This is a genomic window from Haemophilus sp. SZY H35, from assembly GCF_018829705.1.
Taxonomy (GTDB): domain Bacteria; phylum Pseudomonadota; class Gammaproteobacteria; order Enterobacterales; family Pasteurellaceae; genus Haemophilus; species Haemophilus haemolyticus_K.
This window is the reverse complement of the sequence record NZ_JAHKJZ010000003.1, coordinates 351476-369932: the sequence shown is the minus strand read 5'-3', so window position 1 is coordinate 369932 and position 18457 is coordinate 351476. Positions and strand designations below refer to the sequence as shown.

Below are 18457 nucleotides of genomic sequence, written 5' to 3'. Positions count from 1 at the left end.
CTACTTAAAAAAGTAATTATGAATTTTCAGTTAAGCACCTATTAAGACTTCAAAATTAAAATATTTTAAAACAAGTCAATCAACAAGTGCCCACACAGATTGTCTGATATATTGTTAAAGAGCAAAAAACAACGACGCACTTGGAAACTTAAAGACTTCACAACAGTGCGTCGTTGTGTGCGGTGCATTATAGGCGTTTTAAAACCCTTTGCAACCCCTTTTTAAGAAATTTTATTTGAACGCGCAAATTTTACTCATCATCTAATTTTTTATAACCTTTTAAACCGTTAGCCCTCAAAACTTCATTCAATTTTTTTAATAAAGCTTCTTTTTCTGCTTTAGTGAACATTTGGCTATTTTTATTAAGTAATGCTCCAACTAATTTCCAGTAGAAATCTAAAGTAGCACCACTTCCTGCTTTTTTTAATCGAACCATAGCATTCTCTGCGCCAATTTCCCTCAGCATTTTAACATCTAAAATACCAGCTTTAATTAGCGCTCTCTCATGCCTAATAGTCAAGTTAGCCAAATCTTTCAAACGGTTTAGTTTATTTAATGTACGCTTCAACTTCTGCTTTTGAATTTGTTTAATAGATAGAATTACTAGTTTTCTACATAATGCATTATCACCTATAACCTGATTAGATAAAGCATAATACTGAGAAAGAACAAAGCGTTTATTTACTTCATTTGTTGTAAAAGGCTCACAACCAAGCCTAATAAGATAAGATGCTAACTCTCCCTCCCCTCTCAAGTAGAGTTTCTTATTTTGCCAAATTGCAAACATCGTTTCTCCTTTATGAAATAACCCATATCCTGTAAAAAGGTTCCTGGAGGTAACATTTCCTACCAACTGATCTAACAGAGAGCAAACTACATCAATATGTTCGTCTTTTATATTCATATATATCTCCAAAATGAATAATTTGTTGAAAAAATCGGTAGAAGTACTTCTGCTTTTTTTATATCACGAACTTTTTTCATTACCTAAAAATAAATTTCAATTTTGTGAACCTGATCGCAAAATAAAATTTATTTTTAAAGAAACACTTAAATTACTATGAATAATCAATATAGTAAAAATCCTTCTTACAACATAAAATAGAGATAAAAGAAGCAAATTTATTTCTAACTATTTTTATTTATTTTATCTATAAATATTCAAAACTAATTCTGAACTGTTGTTCACATTTCTCATAAAATATAGAAATTTCTCTTGACCTGTACATCAATACAGATATAATCACAAAAAACTTGAACATTCAAACAGGAATTCACTTATGGCGACTCAAGAAGAAAAACAAAAAGCACTAGCTGCAGCATTAGGACAAATCGAAAAACAATTTGGTAAAGGCTCAATTATGAAGTTAGGCGATACCAAAACGTTAGATGTAGAATCTATTTCTACTGGATCACTTGGCTTAGATGTTGCACTGGGAATTGGTGGTCTACCTATGGGACGAATTGTAGAAATTTTCGGACCTGAATCATCTGGTAAAACAACATTAACTCTTTCCGTCATTGCTCAAGCGCAAAAAGCGGGAAAAACCTGTGCATTTATTGATGCAGAACACGCCCTTGATCCTATTTATGCAGCAAAACTTGGGGTGGATGTAAAAGAACTTTTTGTTTCTCAACCAGATAATGGTGAACAAGCACTTGAAATCTGCGATGCATTAGTTCGCTCTGGCGCAATTGATGTAATCATTGTTGACTCCGTTGCCGCACTGACACCCAAAGCTGAAATTGAAGGGGATATGGGTGATTCCCATATGGGGCTACAAGCTCGTTTAATGTCACAAGCTTTACGTAAACTTACTGGCCAAATTAAAAATGCAAACTGTTTAGTTGTATTTATTAACCAAATCCGAATGAAAATAGGTGTGATGTTTGGTAACCCTGAAACTACCACAGGCGGCAATGCATTAAAATTCTATTCTTCTGTTCGCTTAGATATTCGTCGCACAGGTTCTGTAAAAGATGGCGAAAATATCATTGGAAATGAAACCCGCGTAAAAGTAGTGAAAAACAAACTAGCAGCACCATTCCGTCAAGTAGATTTCCAAATTCTTTATGGTGAAGGTATTTCAAAAGCAGGGGAATTATTAGAACTTGGTGTAAAACACAAGCTTGTAGAGAAATCAGGTGCGTGGTATGCCTATAATGGAGAAAAAATTGGCCAAGGTAAAACTAACTCAATGAAATGGCTCAATGAAAATCCAGAAAAAGCAGATGAGTTAGAAGCTCGTTTACGCGCAGAATTAGTGGCTAATCCAGAACAAGCTTTAATGGCTGATATTGAACAATCTGAAAATAGTTCCGGATCAGAAAGTGATTTTGAATAAATCAAATCATTAACGCCAAAAGTGCGGTCATTTTTAACCGCACTTTATATCAACTCAATAAAAATAAAGGAATCATTCCTTGTCATCCCTTGCTTTTAATTACATAGTTAATCTTCTTTCTCGCAGAGAATATAGTGAATTCGAGCTCCGCAATAAAATGCAGGAAAAGAACTTTTCGGAAGAAGAAATTGATGATGCATTATCTTTATGCCAGGCAAAAAATTGGCAAAGTGATCGTCGTTTTTCAGAAAATTATCTAAATTCACGCGCACAAAAAGGTTATGGTGTAGGAAGAATTCGACAAGAATTACTCCAATTAAAAGGTGTGTCTTCTGATATTATTGATGAAGTTTTAATGGAATCAGAAATTAATTGGTATGAAATGGCTGAGAACTTGTTACGTAAAAAATTCCCAAATTACAACGAACAGCAAACGCCTAAAATGAAACAAAAAATTTGGCAATATATGCTATCACATGGATTTCGTAGCGATGAATTTGCTGATTTAATTGGGCAAAACCAAAGTGAATGGGATTAAGATAAAAGTTGAGAACAAATTTTATATATCCAAATGCCCAATACAGTCATAGCTAAACATCCGAATAAATGCATCATCAATACACAAAATCCATTTAACCACTTGTCATTAAAAAATAATTCCACAATTTCGGAAGAAAAAGAAGAAAATGTGGTTAGCGATCCTAAAAAACCGGTAATTAAAAATAACCGCCATTCAGAACTAATTTGTGGAAATTGCCAAAAAAGCCCAAGTAATACACCAATAATTAAACAACCAAGCAAATTAGCTATTAAAGTTCCAAAAGCAAATGAGGAAAATAAAGGATTAAATAACAATCCTATAGCCCAACGCAATGACGCACCTAATATTGCACCACAACTTATAAATAATAATGCCTGCATTAATAATCTAATCCAAATTGGGTTCGCAAATAACGAGCGACTGATTCTTCTTTATTTGAACCAATAACTTCTAACTCTGGACAAGCTTTTTTTAAACGAACATCTGCATCTTGCATGATGCAGCCCTTACCAGACCAAGAAAGCATTTCTACATCATTCATTCCATCACCAAAAGTAATACAGTCTTTTAACTCATACTCACGTGATTCGAGTAAATGTTTTAATGCATCCCCTTTTGAAACATTCTTATTCATTACTTCCAAACAAGCTAATGCTGAATAAACAATTGTCGTTACGTCACCAAACTTATCTCGTAAATAACTTTCTACTTCAACTAAATCCTCAGGAGTTTTACCAATAAAAAAGACTTTTTCTGTCCCACGTCCATGATGTTTGGAAAAATCGACAACGTTATAATCGAATCCAGATTCTTTATGGAACTGACGCATTGCAGGGATATCTTTGTTAGTAAACCAACCTTCATCTTGATAGCTATTCATGCATACTTTGGAAGTATCAAATGGCGTTTTGTAAAGCTCGAGAACTAAGTCTTCAGGCAAACTATTGCTATAAAGCAAATTACCCTGTAAATCCCGTACACGAGCACCATTTGATGTAATCATAACCGCACGTTTCGCACCAATTTTTCCAAGAATAGATGACACATCGGTATGGTTACGCCCCGTTGCCAAAATGATATCCACTCCGTTTTGCTCTAATGCTCTCAGCGTATCAATGGTAAGATCACCGACTAAATGTTCAGGAGTTAAAAGGGTGCCATCTAAATCAGACACCATTGCTCGAAAAGGTAAATTCATAAAAAACTCAAAAAATAATTTGCGGTTATCATATCACTAAATATACAAATTGCCCTTGTCTAAGATCAATGTATAAAAACCGTAATAAAAATAACCGCACTTTATTAAGGATTAAGGCATTAAATCAACTGATATATTTCCTTTCATTTGACAGCAACACGCTAAAACATAACCTTGTTTAATTTCATCTTCTGTCAGCGGTCCGTTTGAACTCACTTCATAATCCCCACTCACCACTAAAGTTTTACAAGAACCACAAATACCTTCTCTACAGGCGGCAATAATCGGTGCTTTATGTTCTTCCAAAGCAGCTAATAAGGTTTTTCCAACAGGTACAGAAAAAGTTTGAGGTACTGGATTAATAATAGAAAGCGTCACTTGTTTACTATTATCTAACATACAATTTTCTGCTGAAGAATGAAATTGCTCTAAAAAGAAACGCTCAGATGGAATACCAAGGGATTCTGTCATCGTACGTAAATCATTCATATAACTCTCTGGACCACAAGTCAGCACCGTATAATCAGCTATATTGGGTACAAGGTCAGATAACATTTGACTATTTAAACGTCCAGCTATAAAGCCATCATCCGCATCAACAGAAGCATTAATAAATAATTTTAACTGTGGAAATTGTTCTTTCAGCAATGTCCATTCTCGTTTAAAAATAACATCTTTAGGCGAATGGACACTATAGAATACAACCACATCTACACTCGGTTTATTTTTTAATAACCAGCGCGTCATAGACATGATTGGCGTAACGCCACATCCACCAGCCACAAGCAAATATCGATCACTTACAATACGGGTACAGGTAAATTTACCCATTGGATCGGATAGCCAAATTTGATCACCTTCTTTAATTTCGGATGTAATCCAATTAGAACCTACTCCATTTTTAATACGGCGAACGGTTAAAGTAACAAAACGGCTCATTCCTGGCGTAGATGATAGTGTATAAGCTCGCACAATATTTGGCGTATTACGAATACTTACTAAAGCGTACTGACCAGGCTCATAAGGGTAAAAATCTTGTGCTATTAATTCAATTGTATAGACATCATCAGTTTCCTGATGAATAGCATGTACCTGCATTTCGTTATAACACAACGGATTCTGATTATTTGACATAGAATTTTCTCTTTGAAGATAGAAAAAAGTGCGGTGGATTTTTAAAATGTTTATAAAACTAATACTACAAATTAAAAAATCGACCGCACTTTTCTATGAAATGTTATTTAGCTAAAGCTTCTGCCATATCTTGTTCAGGAGTGGTCAAACCGCGCAAACCGAATTTTTCATTTAATAATGCCATCACATTATCATTTAAAAATGCTGGAGCAGTCGGCCCTGTATAGATATTTTTTACACCTAACGCCAATAAGGTAAGCAAAATAACAATAGCTTTTTGCTCAAACCAAGAAAGCACTAGTGTTAATGGCAATTCATTAACGCCAATACCAAGTTTTTGTGAAAGATTTACAGCAAGCATTATCGCAGAATACGCATCATTACATTGCCCAACATCTAACAAGCGAGGTAACCCATCAATAGCACCAAAATCTAATTTATTAAAACGATATTTACCACAACCTAAAGTTAAAATCGCACAATCTTCCGGTACTTGACGAGCAAAATCAGTGTAATAGCTACGTTCACCTTTGCTACCATCACACCCGCCCACTAAGAAAACATGACGTAATTTTCCACCAGCAACAAGATTAATCACCGCATCTGAAGCATCTAATAAAGTTTGACGACCAAACCCAACAGTAATTTTGTGTTCTAATTCATCATAAGGGAATCCCGTCATTTCTTGTGCTTTCGAGATAACTTGACTGAAATCACGATCTTCAATGTGCGTTACACCAGGCCAGCCCACAATACTACGGGTATAAATACGATCCGCGTAATTACCAACATTAGGATCAATAATACAGTTAGAGGTCATAATTACAGGACCAGGGAATTTCGCAAATTCTTTCTGCTGATTTTGCCAACCACTTCCATAGTTACCAACCAAATGGTTGTATTTTTTCAATTCTGGATAACCATGCGCAGGCAACATTTCACCATGAGTATAAATATTTATCCCAGTTCCTTCCGTTTGTTCTAAAAGTGCTTTTAAATCTTTTAAATCATGACCAGAAATTAAAATACATTTTCCTGCTACAGGCTTCACATTTACCGTTGCTGGAACAGGATGGCCAAATGCTTCTGTTTCACCCGCATCTAATAAACTCATTACTTGAAAATTCATATTACCGATGCCAAGCGCCTTTTCTAACAATTCATTTAGATCACTTGGATTCGTTCCTAGCCACGCCATAAACTCATGGAATTGACGATATACCTCATTATCAAATTTACCTAAAACATGGGCATGTTCCATATAAGCAGCCGCACCTTTTAAACCGTATAAACAAAGCATACGCACACCATGTACTTCTTCCCCAATCAAAGTGCGGTCAGAATTTAGGGCAAAATTCGCAGCTTGTTTTGTTAAATCAGAAATAGTTGAACCTTCAAGCTGTAAATGAGCTAACGGATGGTTTACATCAATACTTGGATTTAGTGTACGGCAACGTTTCATTAAATTATCGCGATAAGCGATGGCTTGTTGCGCATATTCAACTATACGTTGAGAATCAAAGTTTACATTAGTCAAGGTAGAGAAAAATGCTTGTGCCGTAAAAGCATCAATTTCATTATCGATAATAGCTAAATCTCTCGCTTGAATAGCCCAAGCAGATAAGCTTTGCAGAGTTGCAACAAGGAGGTCTTGTAAATCAGAAGTTTCCGCAGTTTTACCGCACATTCCTTGAGAGTAACTACAACCGTTACCCACAGGTGTGCGCATTGTTTGTTCGCATTGTACGCAGTACATAATTAAGTCCTTTTGATTAGAATAGAAAGTTTCGTTATAAACCCGATAAAATCACTCAGATTTATAAAAAAATGATAAAACCTTTTTTCTACTAGATACAAAAGGAAATTTTGATTAATTAGAATTTGTTTGATCTAGATTAAATTAATACCAATAACAAGTTAATCTATTTTTATTTAGAAGAAAATAAATTCTAACAATACTAAAAACCTCGCAATAAAATTGCATATATTGGCATTACCAGTTGAAAAACGATAACAAATTTCATTTTATTTCTCTTATAATGCAACTGTTCGAACAACAAGCAGTATCTCGAATGATGTATGTTTATTCCCCAATGGATAGTCAAAACACAAGGAGATTATTATGGCTTTCAATATGAAAAACAGACATTTACTTAGTCTTGTTCATCACACAGAACGTGAAATTAAATATCTCTTAGATCTCTCACGAGATTTGAAACGAGCCAAATATGCAGGCACAGAACAACAAAAATTAAAAGGCAAAAATATCGCGCTCATCTTTGAAAAAACCTCCACCCGTACACGCTGTGCATTCGAAGTCGCCGCTTATGACCAAGGCGCACAAGTCACCTACATCGACCCTAACTCCTCCCAAATTGGCCACAAAGAAAGTATGAAAGATACCGCTCGCGTATTAGGCAGAATGTATGATGGAATTGAATATCGTGGCTTTAAACAAAGTATCGTTCAAGAACTTGCTGATTATGCTGGTGTGCCAGTATTCAATGGCTTAACCGATGAATTCCACCCAACACAAATGCTTGCCGACGTACTTACCATGATTGAACATTGCGACAAACCATTAAGCGAAATTAGCTATGTATATATTGGAGATGCTCGCAATAACATGGGTAATTCACTTTTATTAATTGGTGCAAAATTAGGTATGGATGTTCGTATTTGTGGACCTAAAGCATTATTACCAGAAGCAAGCCTTGTTGAAATGTGCGAAAAATTTGCGAAAGAAAGTGGCGCTCGTATTACCGTAACTGAAGATATCGACAAAGCGGTGAAAGGTGTTGATTTTGTTCATACTGATGTATGGGTTTCAATGGGTGAACCATTAGAAACTTGGGGCGAACGCATTAAATTATTACTGCCTTATCAAGTCACACCTGAATTAATGAAACGCACTGGTAATCCAAAAGTGAAATTTATGCACTGCTTACCTGCCTTCCATAACAGTGAAACCAAAGTTGGTCGTCAAATTGCTGAAAAATATCCTGAGTTAGCTAATGGTATTGAAGTAACTGAAGACGTATTTGAATCTCCAATGAACATTGCATTTGAACAAGCAGAAAACCGTATGCACACAATTAAAGCAGTCATGGTAGCAAGTTTGGCATAAGGAGGCTGTATGAGAATAGTGATTGCATTAGGCGGTAATGCGTTATTACGACGCGGAGAGCCGCTGACAGCCGAAAATCAACGACAAAATGTTCGCATTGCTTGTGAGCAAATTGCTAAGATTTGGCCAAATAATGAATTAGTAATTGCACATGGTAATGGCCCACAAGTTGGTTTACTCGCTTTACAAGGTGCCGCTTATACTGATGTACCAACCTATCCTTTAGATGTATTAGGTGCAGAATCAGTAGGTATGATCGGCTATATGATTCAACAAGAACTCGGTAATTTAGTTCCATTTGAAGTGCCATTTGCAACTTTATTATCTCAAGTAGAAGTTGATATCAACGACCCAGCTTTCAAAAATCCAACTAAACCAATTGGCCCTGTTTATACGAAAGAAGAAGCTGAACGTTTGGCAAAAGAAAAAAATTGGTCTATCGCACAAGATGGGGATAAATATCGTCGCGTTGTGCCAAGTCCATTACCAAAACGTATTTTTGAAATTCGTCCGGTCAAATGGTTGCTTGAAAAAGGCAGTATCGTAATTTGTGCGGGTGGCGGTGGCATTCCGACCTATTATGATGAACACCATAATTTACAAGGTGTTGAAGCTGTTATCGACAAAGATTTATGTTCAGCTTTACTTGCAGAAAATCTTGACGCTGATTTATTTATCATCGCAACTGACGTTTCTGCAACTTTCGTAGATTGGGGTAAACCAACTCAAAAAGCAATTTCTGTCGCATCACCTGAAGCCATTTCAGAACTTGGTTTCGCTGCAGGTTCCATGGGGCCGAAAGTACAAGCTGCGATCAACTTTGCGAAACAAACAGGAAAAGATGCAGTAATAGGCTCTTTATCTGATATTGTGGACATTGTGAAAGGAAAAGCTGGTACTCGTATTACGAAAAAAGCTGAAGGCATATCCTATTATGCTTAAATAATAAAAGAACTTTGAGAAATCATTCTCAAAGTAAAAAGTGCGGTCAGTTTAACCGATGTTTTTACCAACCGCACTTTAAACGTTATACATAAGGAGCTCGCTATGGATGCGTCCAAAAAGAAGAAAACGTTTAATTTCCCATCAGCGTTTACTATTTTATTTGCAATCTTAATTCTCGCTGTTGGATTGACCTGGGTTATTCCATCCGGTTCATATTCAAAATTAACATATAACTCCACTGATAATGTTTTTGTGGTCAAAGCTTACGGCGTTGACGATAAAACTTATCCCGCCACAACAGACACTCTTGATAATCTCAATATCAAAATTAAACTCTCCAACTTCACCGAAGGTGTGATCAAAAAACCAATCGCTATTCCTGGTACCTATCAACGTGTAGAACAACACCACAAAGGCATTGAAGACATCACCAAAAGTATGGTGGAAGGCACCATCGAAGCCGTTGATGTCATGGTCTTTATCTTCGTATTGGGAGGGTTGATTGGTGTCATTAACCGTACTGGTTCTTTTAATGCTGGGTTGATGGCTCTGGCGAAGAAAACCAAAGGTAATGAATTTTTTATTGTATTCAGCGTATCCGTCTTAATGGTGTTAGGTGGCACAACATGCGGTATTGAAGAAGAGGCTGTGGCATTCTATCCGATTCTGGTGCCAGTATTCTTGGCTCTGGGATATGATGCGATAGTCTGCGTAGGGGCTATATTCCTTGCTTCATCTATGGGAACTGCATTCTCTACAATTAACCCATTCTCCGTTGTTATTGCATCAAATGCAGCGGGTATTCAATTTACTGAAGGTATTGGTTTCCGTGCTCTAGGTTTAGCTTTAGGGGCAACTTGCGTAATCGCATATCTTTATTGGTACTGTAAAAAAATTAAAGCTGACCCAAGTTTTTCTTTCACTTATGACGATCGCGAAGAATTTCGCCAACGTTATATGAAGAACTTTGATCCAAATGCAACTATCGAATTCTCAGCTCGTCGCAAATTAATCTTAACGCTTTTCTGCATCGCATTCCCTATTATGATTTGGGGTGTAATGGTTGGCGGATGGTGGTTCCCTCAAATGGCTGCATCTTTCCTTGCCATTACTATCATCATTATGTTTATCAGTGGCTTGTCTGAAAAAGATATTGTGGAATCCTTCACAGAAGGTGCATCAGAATTAGTAGGCGTATCATTAATCATTGGTCTTGCTCGTGGCGTGAACTTAGTACTCGAACAAGGTATGATTTCTGACACTATCCTTGATTATATGTCTAATGTGGTTAGTGGTATGCCGGGTAGCGTATTTATCTTAGGTCAATTAGTCGTATTTATTTTCCTAGGTTTAATCGTACCATCTTCTTCTGGTTTAGCCGTACTTTCAATGCCAATTATGGCGCCACTTGCTGACTCAGTGGGTATTCCACGCGATATCGTGGTTTCCGCTTACAACTGGGGACAATATGCAATGCTATTCTTGGCACCAACAGGATTAGTATTGGTGACACTCCAAATGTTGCATATTCCATTTGATAGATGGGTTAAATTCGTCATGCCAATGATTGGATGCTTATTGCTAATTGGTTCCATTTTATTAGTAGTACAAGTATCTTTATATAGTGTTTAACTAATTAGTCAAATTGCCGCCTAGATCACAGTTTTTCTAGGCGGTTTCTTTTACAATAAGTTATCTTTTTTGTTAGCATAAAAAGGATTTACTATGCTTAAAAAATATTTCGATAATATCGATACTCGTATTCTTAAAGCATTACAACGAAATGGTCGATTACAAAATAATGAACTGGCCAACGAAATAGGACTTTCAAATTCAGCTTGTTTACGTCGAGTGAATCACTTGGAAGAAAGCGGCGTAATTGATAACTATGTAGCTTTATTAAATCCTAAAAAAGTAAACTGTAATCTCATCGTTTATGCATTAGGCTCTTTCTTTGAAGAAGACCCAGAATTAAAAGAGCGGTTTATTTTTGAAGTGAAATTAATCCCTCAAATTACCGAATGCCATTTTATGGCTGGTAGCTTTGATTTCTTATTGAAACTCAATGTATCTGATCTTGACCAATTTAATTACATCAAAAACACCTATCTCAATTCTAGGCTTGGCATTAAAACCTTAAAATCAGAAGTTACACTAAAAACGGTTAAGTCAACAACTGAATTGCCTTTATAAAAATCCAGCTTTTATGCTGGATTTTGTTTTTAGCTTCGGCATAATAGCAATAACTTTTCATCCCTAAAAAGGATTATAAATATGAAAAACATGTTACTGCTCAGTAGCTCAAAATACAAGAACACAGGTTATCTTGAACACACCATACCTTGGTTACAAGGTTTCCTGACTGATTATCGTGGTAAAACAATTGCTTTTGTGCCTTATGCTGGGGTACGTCGCACTTTTGATGAATATGAAAAAACTGTGCAAAATGCACTTTCTGATTTAGGGATGAATATTGTTTCCGTTCATCGTGGTAAACAGCATCGAGATATCATTGAACAAGCAGATGTCATCGCTATTGGCGGCGGGAATACATTTTGTTTGTTAAAACAACTTTATGAACACAATTTGATTGATATCATTCGTGAAAAAGTAAATAACGGTACGCCTTATTTTGGTTGGAGTGCAGGGGCTAATGTAGCTGGCGCATCTATTATGACAACTAATGATATGCCAATTACTTATCCTCCTTCATTTCAAGCATTACAGCTTTTTCCTCATCAAATTAATCCGCACTTTATTTCAGGTAAAATGCAAGGCCATAATGGTGAAAGCCGAGAAGAACGTTTGGCAGAATTTTTACTCGTTAATCCAACCGCACTTGTATATGCATTGCCCGAAGGTTCTGCGCTTCATATACAAAATGAAATGGCAACTGTGTTAGGTGAAAATCCTATTTTGTGCTTCAGTGAAAATATGGAATGTAGCACATTTGACATCAATACAACTTTTTCTTATTAACTTAAAAGGAACATATAATGGAATTATTTAAATCCATCGTTGCAGTGGTTGGCATTATTGCCACAATTTATTTTCTAATTAAAAAAGCCGAAACCCGAACTGTTTTGATTGGTGTCGGTTTAATAATGTCCATTCTGACGCTTAATCCAATGGGCGCATTAGATGCTTTTGCCAAAAGCATGACATCTGGCGGATTAATTATGGCTATCTGTTCCAGTATGGGTTTTGCTTATGTAATGAAATACACTCAATGTGATACTCATCTGGTACATTTACTTACCAAACCATTAAGCGGATTAAAATTCTTCTTAATTCCGATTGCAACAGTCATTACCTTTTTCATCAATATTGCTATTCCTTCTGCTGCTGGTTGTGCTGCTGCGGTTGGCGCAACATTAATTCCCGTTTTAAAGAGTGCGGGTGTTCGACCAGCTACTGCTGGGGCAGCTATTTTAGCTGGGACTTTTGGATCAATGATGAGTCCAGGTTCTTCTCACTCAGCAATGATTAGTGAAATGTCAGGCTTAACTATTGCTCAAGTAAACCTTTCACATGCGCCATATAACATGATTGCGGGAGCAATAGGTGCTATTGTTTTAACAATTCTTGCGCTTGTTTTTAAAGATTATGGTGAACAACATCGCCAAGCTTATCTTGCAGAACAAAAAGAAAGTGAAATTAAAGTTGTTGAAGGCGTCAATGTACTTTATGCCCTTGCACCATTAATACCATTAGTTATTTTAGTAATTGGTGGAACCTCATTACAACAAGTACCGGGTCTTGAATGGACTAAAATGGGTGTGCCTCAAGCGATGCTGATTGGTGCAATTTACGGCATTATCGTAACCCGCATTTCCCCAGTAAAAATCACTGAAGAATTTTTCAATGGTATGGGTAATTCTTATGCAAACGTACTTGGTATCATCATTGCAGCCAGCGTATTTGTAGCAGGATTAAAATCTACGGGCGCAGTGGATGCTGCAATTTCTTTCTTAAAAGAATCCAACGAATTTGTACGTTGGGGTGCAACAATTGGACCATTCTTAATGGGCTTAATTACAGGCTCTGGCGATGCAGCAGCGATAGCCTTTAACAGTGCTGTCACACCACATGCGGTAGAACTCGGCTACACTCATGTAAATCTTGGTATGGCAGCAGCGATTGCCGGTGCAATAGGCCGTACAGCTTCACCAATTGCAGGCGTAACTATTGTTTGTGCAGGCCTTGCGATGGTAAGCCCTGTAGAAATGGTAAAACGTACTGCACCAGGCATGATACTTGCTGTTTTATTCTTAGCATTATTTATGTTGTAGAAATAGTAAAAAATTGACCGCACTTTATTTAAGTGCGGTCTGTTTTTATAGACTTTTAAAGGAAGAAAAAAATGAACTTAGATTTAAATCAACTTGTTAAATGGCGTCGTGAATTTCATCGTTTTCCAGAAATTGGTTGGAGTGAATTTTGGACAACTTCTCGTATTGCGGATTACTTGGAAGACTTAGGTTGTTTTAAAATTTTTCTTGGTAAACAAATTATAAATCCGGACTTTGTTCGTGGACGAAAACAAGCCGTAGTAGATAAAGGTTTAGCTAATGCAAAAGCCTATGGAGCCAATGAAAAATGGCTCGAAAAAATGGAAGGGTACACTGGTTGTGTAGCATTATTTGATTCAGGCAAACCAGGAAAAACTATTGCATTACGTTTTGATATCGACTGTGTGAATGTTACGGAAACTCGCTCGCCCGAGCATATTCCAAATAAAGAAGGTTTTGCTTCAATTAACGATGGTTTTATGCATGCTTGTGGGCATGATTCACATATTACAATAGGTTTAGGTGTTGCATTATGGATCGCTCAGAACAAAGATAAACTTACTGGAAAAGTAAAAATTGTATTCCAACCAGCAGAAGAAGGTGTTCGAGGTGCAGCAGCCATTGCACAAAGTGGCATAATTGATGATGCAGATTATTTTGCTTCTTCACACATTAGTTTTTGCGCGAATACAGGCACAGTTATTGCTAATCCAAGAAATTTTCTTTCCACCACAAAAATTGATATTCGCTATAAAGGTAAACCTGCACACGCAGGTGCTGCGCCTCATTTAGGTCGTAATGCTTTATTAGCTGCAGCGCATACAGTCACTCAACTTCATGGTATTGCACGCCATGGTGAAGGCATGACAAGAATTAATGTGGGTGTGCTAAAAGCGGGTGAAGGACGAAATGTCATTCCATCCTCTGCTGAATTACAATTAGAAGTGCGGGGAGAAAATAAAGCAATTAATGAATATATGACTGAACAAGTCATGCAAATAGCCAAAGGTATCTCCATAAGTTTTGATGTAGTGTATGAAACTGAAATTGTAGGTGAAGCAGTGGATATGAATAACGATGTTGAACTTATAAAACTCATCGAAGAAATATCCCTTGAACAACCACAAATCAATAACGTAAATTCAGATTATGCTTTCAATGCAAGTGAAGATGCGACTATTTTAGGTAGACGTGTACAAGAACACGGGGGCAAAGCTATTTACTTCATTCTTGGTGCAGATCGCACAGCAGGTCATCATGAAGCAGAATTTGATTTCGATGAAAATCAATTGCTTACTGGGGTTAATATTTATACTTCTTTAGTACAAAGATTATTAGCTTAATTAAATAAAATATTTTTACTCCCTTCTTTTAAGAATCCTCTATTTTTCTTAGAATAAAGGCAATATCTACCCACCTTATAAGGAAAACTCAATGATTAATAGACGTCATTTTATTCAAATCGGTGCAAGCAGTATTCTTGCATTAAGTGCAAGCCGTTTTGCGACAGCAAAAGGTAAACATGATGTAGATTTACGTATTGTTGCTACTACTGACGTTCACAGTTTCTTAACAGACTTTGATTATTATAAAGACGCCCCAACCGAGAAATTCGGTTTTACTCGTGCTGCAAGCCTTATTCGTCAAGCACGTGCTGAAGTAAAAAATAGCGTATTGGTTGATAACGGGGATTTAATTCAAGGTAACCCTATTGCTGATTATCAAGCTGCTCAAGGCTATAAAGAAGGCAAATCTAACCCTGCGGTGGATTGCTTAAATGCAATGCACTATGAAGTAGGAACTTTAGGTAACCACGAGTTTAACTATGGTTTAAATTATTTGGCTGACTGTATCAAACAAGCTAAATTCCCAATTGTAAATGCCAACGTAGTAAAAGTAGGAACTGAAGAACCTTATTTCACACCTTATGTCATTCAAGAAAAATCAGTTGTTGATAATCAAGGTAAAACACATAAATTAAAAATTGGTTACATCGGTTTTGTGCCACCGCAAATCATGGTTTGGGATAAAGCGAACCTTCAAGGTAAAGTTGAAACTCGTGATATTGTAAAAACAGCACAAAAATATATCCCTGAAATGAAGAAAAAAGGGGCAGATATTATCGTTGCATTAGCTCACACTGGCCCATCTGATGAACCTTATCAAGAAGGCGCTGAAAACTCTGCATTCTATTTAGCGGATGTTCCACATATTGATGCGGTTATTTTTGGACACTCACACCGTTTATTCCCAAATAAAGAATTTGCGAAATCACCAAATGCAGACATCGTAAATGGTACAGTAAAAGGTGTACCAGAAAGTATGGCAGGCTATTGGGCAAATAATATCAGTGTAGTGGATCTAGGCTTAACAGAACACAAAGGTAAATGGATTGTTACCTCTGGAAAAGCGGTTCTACGTCCAATTTATGATGCAGAAAATAAAAAAGCACTTGCAGAAAATGACCCAGAAATTACCGCACTTTTAAAACCAGTTCACGAAGCGACACGTAAATTTGTTTCTCAACCTATTGGTAAAGCAACAGATAATATGTACAGCTATCTTGCATTAGTACAAGATGATCCAACTATTCAAATTGTAAACCAAGCACAAAAAGCCTATGTAGAAAAAGTTGCACCAAGTGTTGCAGCAATGGCTGGCTTACCTATTTTAAGTGCAGGCGCACCATTTAAAGCGGGTGGTCGTAAAAATGACCCTACAGGTTATACCGAAGTAAATAAAGGTGAATTAACTTTCCGTAATGCGGCAGACTTATATCTCTATCCAAATACATTAGTAGTTGTTAAAGCAACAGGTGAACAATTAAAAGAATGGTTAGAATGCAGTGCAGGTATGTTTAAACAAATTGACCCTGCAAGTGATAAACCACAATCATTAATCGATTGGGAAGGGTTCCGCACTTATAACTTTGATGTGATTGATGGTGTCAATTATGAATATGATCTAACCAAACCTGCTCGTTACGATGGTGAATGTAAATTAATTAACCCAGAATCACATCGTGTAGTGAACCTCACTTATCAAGGTAAACCAGTTGATCCAAAAGCAGAATTCTTGATTGCAACGAATAACTATCGTGCTTACGGTAATAAATTCCCAGGCACTGGCGATCAACATATTGTTTACGCATCACCAGATGAAAACCGTCAAATTTTAGCTGATTACATTAAAGTAACCAGTGAAAAAGAAGGTTCTGTAAACCCTAGCGCGGATAAAAACTGGCGCTTTACGCCAATTAAAGGCAACGATAAATTAGATGTTCGTTTTGAAACCTCACCAAGCGAACAAGCAGCTCAATTCATCAAAGAAAAAGCACAGTATCCAATGAAACAAGTGGGTACAGATGAAGTTGGATTTGCTGTATATCAAATTGATTTATCTAAATAATAATTAGAAAAATAAAATGCCGCCTGAAGATCAAAATTTAGGCGGCATTTTTTCTTCTAAAGTGCGGTCAAATTTTTCAGTATTTTTACAAATTACATTCGCTTTTCAATCCTTCTATTGCTTTACATTCCTCTTCATTATGTTCACTTTCGGTAACAATAGACTGTAAAAAATCTTTGATTTCTAATAATTGAGATATTTTATTTTCCACTTGAATCAGTTTATTAAGTACTAATTGATCTGCTTGATAATGATCTTTCATACTAAATTTAATACGATTGAGTGCCTTAATATTCTCTAAAGAGAAACCCAACGTTCGACATTTTTTGATAAATTTTAATTGTTCTACACTTTCTTCATCATAATATCGATAACCATTAGCCAATCGCTTAGATGGCTGCAATACTCCTTGCTTTTCATAGTAGCGGATAGTTTCAATATTAGTATGCGTAGATTTACTTAATTCACTAATTTTCATTATTTCCTCAAGCAATTTTTTACTTTAATGAGAATGGTCATCTAATAACAAATTTGTATTACTATCATACAAGGATTTAACTGCTCTAGAAACTGTGGAAATACCGCTGTATAAGACAAAAAGACTTAAAATACCACTAGCCACTACATCAACCCATTGCCAATTTAACCAATAAGCACTTATTCCTGCAATAATAGCAACAACCGAACCAAATAAATCTACTAAAACATGCAAATATGCTGCTCGAATATTCAAATTATGGCGATTACTTTTTAGCATTATAAAAGCTACCAACAAATTAATCCCAAACCCTAGTAAAGCTACACCTAACATTGGCAAAGCGTCTATTTCTATCGGAGCCTGCCAACGTGTTACAGCCTCAATAAAAATCCAAATAGCGACCCAAACTAATGAAATTCCATTGATTAAAGCTAACCATTTTTGCCATTTTAGACTTAAAAATAACCCAATCCATGCTAAAAAAATAGATAAACTATCATTTGCCATATGCCCAGCATCAGCCATCAAAGTAAGGCTGTTAAACCAATATCCCCCTAGAAATTCAACAACCATATAAAAGGTAATAATTGCAAAACTGATGCCTAATACCATTTTATTTTTAGAAATTTGACTATGAGGGCAAGATGCATGCTGCTGATATTCTTTAGGAGTATAATTTTTTACTAGAGAAACTTCTTTCATTTTATTTCCTTAACTATTTGATTTGAAAGAAGCATAAAACCTGTAGTAACTACAAAGTCAAATCATAAAACTTACATTTAATAAAATTAATTATTTAAAAAAAGCTAAATTATAGAGATTTCAATAAAAATTCATTTTTATCTGTGGATAACTCATAAATAATCTGTCATAAAACTGTTTTTATTCACTTGGTAACTTTGAGAAAAAATAAAGTTGTTAATAACTTTCCATTTTACACACAAGATTTTTAAAGAAAATGATCGCATTTTAACAAGATCTTTAGATCC

The 18457-nt window shown here is 36.0% G+C and carries 17 protein-coding genes; 10 read left to right on the top strand and 7 right to left on the bottom strand.

The window, feature by feature from the left end; genetic code table 11:
* Positions 1-250: 250 nt before the first annotated feature.
* Entirely contained in the window at positions 251-904 is a 654-nt protein-coding gene (tfoX, locus tag KP710_RS07715) for a DNA transformation protein TfoX (protein WP_111407845.1), read from the bottom strand.
* A gap of 376 nt (positions 905-1280) precedes the next feature.
* On the opposite strand from tfoX, the gene recA reads away from it, so the two are divergent.
* Complete coding sequence (gene recA, locus KP710_RS07710) at positions 1281-2345, top strand: recombinase RecA (protein ID WP_048953163.1); 1065 nt, start codon at positions 1281-1283, stop codon at positions 2343-2345.
* A 79-nt stretch (positions 2346-2424) separates the two neighbouring features.
* The gene (gene recX / locus KP710_RS07705; protein ID WP_048953162.1) at positions 2425-2883 is read left to right on the top strand and encodes a recombination regulator RecX; all 459 of its coding nucleotides are present in this window, start codon (positions 2425-2427) and stop codon (positions 2881-2883) included.
* On the opposite strand, the gene crcB is transcribed toward recX, so the two are convergent.
* The 4 genes from crcB to hcp all read right to left on the bottom strand — a co-directional run bounded on the left by crcB (position 2880) and on the right by hcp (position 6974).
* The gene (crcB, locus tag KP710_RS07700; RefSeq protein ID WP_048953161.1) at positions 2880-3266 is read right to left on the bottom strand and encodes a fluoride efflux transporter CrcB; all 387 of its coding nucleotides are present in this window, start codon (positions 3264-3266) and stop codon (positions 2880-2882) included. The genes recX and crcB overlap by 4 nt on opposite strands.
* On the bottom strand, positions 3266-4084 hold the full coding sequence (locus tag KP710_RS07695) for a Cof-type HAD-IIB family hydrolase (protein ID WP_140450253.1): 819 nt from the start codon (positions 4082-4084) through the stop codon (positions 3266-3268). The genes crcB and KP710_RS07695 overlap by 1 nt, the downstream gene beginning before the upstream one ends.
* A 111-nt stretch (positions 4085-4195) precedes the next feature.
* Positions 4196-5218: an NADH oxidoreductase gene (gene hcr, locus KP710_RS07690; protein WP_048953159.1), complete on the bottom strand. Its 1023-nt coding sequence runs from the start codon at positions 5216-5218 to the stop codon at positions 4196-4198.
* Between the two features lie 103 nt (positions 5219-5321).
* Positions 5322-6974: a hydroxylamine reductase gene (hcp, locus tag KP710_RS07685; protein ID WP_215771053.1), complete on the bottom strand. Its 1653-nt coding sequence runs from the start codon at positions 6972-6974 to the stop codon at positions 5322-5324.
* 366 nt (positions 6975-7340) lie between these two features.
* On the opposite strand from hcp, the gene KP710_RS07680 reads away from it, so the two are divergent.
* The 8 genes from KP710_RS07680 (at position 7341) to cpdB (ending at position 16990) form a co-directional block, all read left to right on the top strand.
* The gene (locus KP710_RS07680; RefSeq protein WP_005636096.1) at positions 7341-8345 is read left to right on the top strand and encodes an ornithine carbamoyltransferase; all 1005 of its coding nucleotides are present in this window, start codon (positions 7341-7343) and stop codon (positions 8343-8345) included.
* 9 nt (positions 8346-8354) lie between these two features.
* Positions 8355-9287 (top strand): carbamate kinase, encoded by a 933-nt coding sequence (gene arcC / locus KP710_RS07675; RefSeq protein WP_005627271.1) that lies wholly within the window; start codon positions 8355-8357, stop codon positions 9285-9287.
* Between the two features lie 105 nt (positions 9288-9392).
* Complete coding sequence (locus KP710_RS07670; protein WP_215771052.1) at positions 9393-10922, top strand: YfcC family protein; 1530 nt, start codon at positions 9393-9395, stop codon at positions 10920-10922.
* A 93-nt stretch (positions 10923-11015) separates the two neighbouring features.
* The gene (locus KP710_RS07665) at positions 11016-11483 is read left to right on the top strand and encodes an Lrp/AsnC family transcriptional regulator (RefSeq protein WP_049355585.1); all 468 of its coding nucleotides are present in this window, start codon (positions 11016-11018) and stop codon (positions 11481-11483) included.
* A gap of 81 nt (positions 11484-11564) precedes the next feature.
* Entirely contained in the window at positions 11565-12269 is a 705-nt protein-coding gene (gene pepE / locus KP710_RS07660) for a dipeptidase PepE (protein WP_215771051.1), read from the top strand.
* A gap of 17 nt (positions 12270-12286) precedes the next feature.
* Positions 12287-13582 (top strand): C4-dicarboxylate transporter DcuC, encoded by a 1296-nt coding sequence (gene dcuC / locus KP710_RS07655; RefSeq protein WP_215771050.1) that lies wholly within the window; start codon positions 12287-12289, stop codon positions 13580-13582.
* Positions 13583-13653: 71 nt separating this feature from the next.
* Complete coding sequence (locus tag KP710_RS07650) at positions 13654-14925, top strand: M20 family metallo-hydrolase (protein WP_215771049.1); 1272 nt, start codon at positions 13654-13656, stop codon at positions 14923-14925.
* A 91-nt stretch (positions 14926-15016) separates the two neighbouring features.
* A complete protein-coding gene (cpdB, locus tag KP710_RS07645) occupies positions 15017-16990 on the top strand; it encodes a 2',3'-cyclic-nucleotide 2'-phosphodiesterase (RefSeq protein ID WP_215771048.1) in 1974 nt (657 codons plus the stop codon).
* 85 nt (positions 16991-17075) lie between these two features.
* On the opposite strand, the gene KP710_RS07640 is transcribed toward cpdB, so the two are convergent.
* A complete protein-coding gene (locus KP710_RS07640; RefSeq protein WP_005635322.1) occupies positions 17076-17468 on the bottom strand; it encodes a MerR family transcriptional regulator in 393 nt (130 codons plus the stop codon).
* Between the two features lie 24 nt (positions 17469-17492).
* Complete coding sequence (locus tag KP710_RS07635; RefSeq protein ID WP_215771047.1) at positions 17493-18170, bottom strand: cation diffusion facilitator family transporter; 678 nt, start codon at positions 18168-18170, stop codon at positions 17493-17495.
* Positions 18171-18457: the final 287 nt, after the last annotated feature.

Coding starts and splice junctions, on each gene's coding strand:
- tfoX (WP_111407845.1), bottom strand. CDS start 904: ATGAATATAAAAGACGAACATATTGATGTAGTTTGCTCTCTGTTAGAT.
- recA (WP_048953163.1), top strand. CDS start 1,281: ATGGCGACTCAAGAAGAAAAACAAAAAGCACTAGCTGCAGCATTAGGA.
- crcB (WP_048953161.1), bottom strand. CDS start 3,266: ATGCAGGCATTATTATTTATAAGTTGTGGTGCAATATTAGGTGCGTCA.
- KP710_RS07695 (WP_140450253.1), bottom strand. CDS start 4,084: ATGAATTTACCTTTTCGAGCAATGGTGTCTGATTTAGATGGCACCCTT.
- hcr (WP_048953159.1), bottom strand. CDS start 5,218: ATGTCAAATAATCAGAATCCGTTGTGTTATAACGAAATGCAGGTACAT.
- hcp (WP_215771053.1), bottom strand. CDS start 6,974: ATGTACTGCGTACAATGCGAACAAACAATGCGCACACCTGTGGGTAAC.
- KP710_RS07680 (WP_005636096.1), top strand. CDS start 7,341: ATGGCTTTCAATATGAAAAACAGACATTTACTTAGTCTTGTTCATCAC.
- arcC (WP_005627271.1), top strand. CDS start 8,355: ATGAGAATAGTGATTGCATTAGGCGGTAATGCGTTATTACGACGCGGA.
- KP710_RS07670 (WP_215771052.1), top strand. CDS start 9,393: ATGGATGCGTCCAAAAAGAAGAAAACGTTTAATTTCCCATCAGCGTTT.
- KP710_RS07665 (WP_049355585.1), top strand. CDS start 11,016: ATGCTTAAAAAATATTTCGATAATATCGATACTCGTATTCTTAAAGCA.
- pepE (WP_215771051.1), top strand. CDS start 11,565: ATGAAAAACATGTTACTGCTCAGTAGCTCAAAATACAAGAACACAGGT.
- dcuC (WP_215771050.1), top strand. CDS start 12,287: ATGGAATTATTTAAATCCATCGTTGCAGTGGTTGGCATTATTGCCACA.
- KP710_RS07650 (WP_215771049.1), top strand. CDS start 13,654: ATGAACTTAGATTTAAATCAACTTGTTAAATGGCGTCGTGAATTTCAT.
- cpdB (WP_215771048.1), top strand. CDS start 15,017: ATGATTAATAGACGTCATTTTATTCAAATCGGTGCAAGCAGTATTCTT.
- KP710_RS07640 (WP_005635322.1), bottom strand. CDS start 17,468: ATGAAAATTAGTGAATTAAGTAAATCTACGCATACTAATATTGAAACT.
- KP710_RS07635 (WP_215771047.1), bottom strand. CDS start 18,170: ATGAAAGAAGTTTCTCTAGTAAAAAATTATACTCCTAAAGAATATCAG.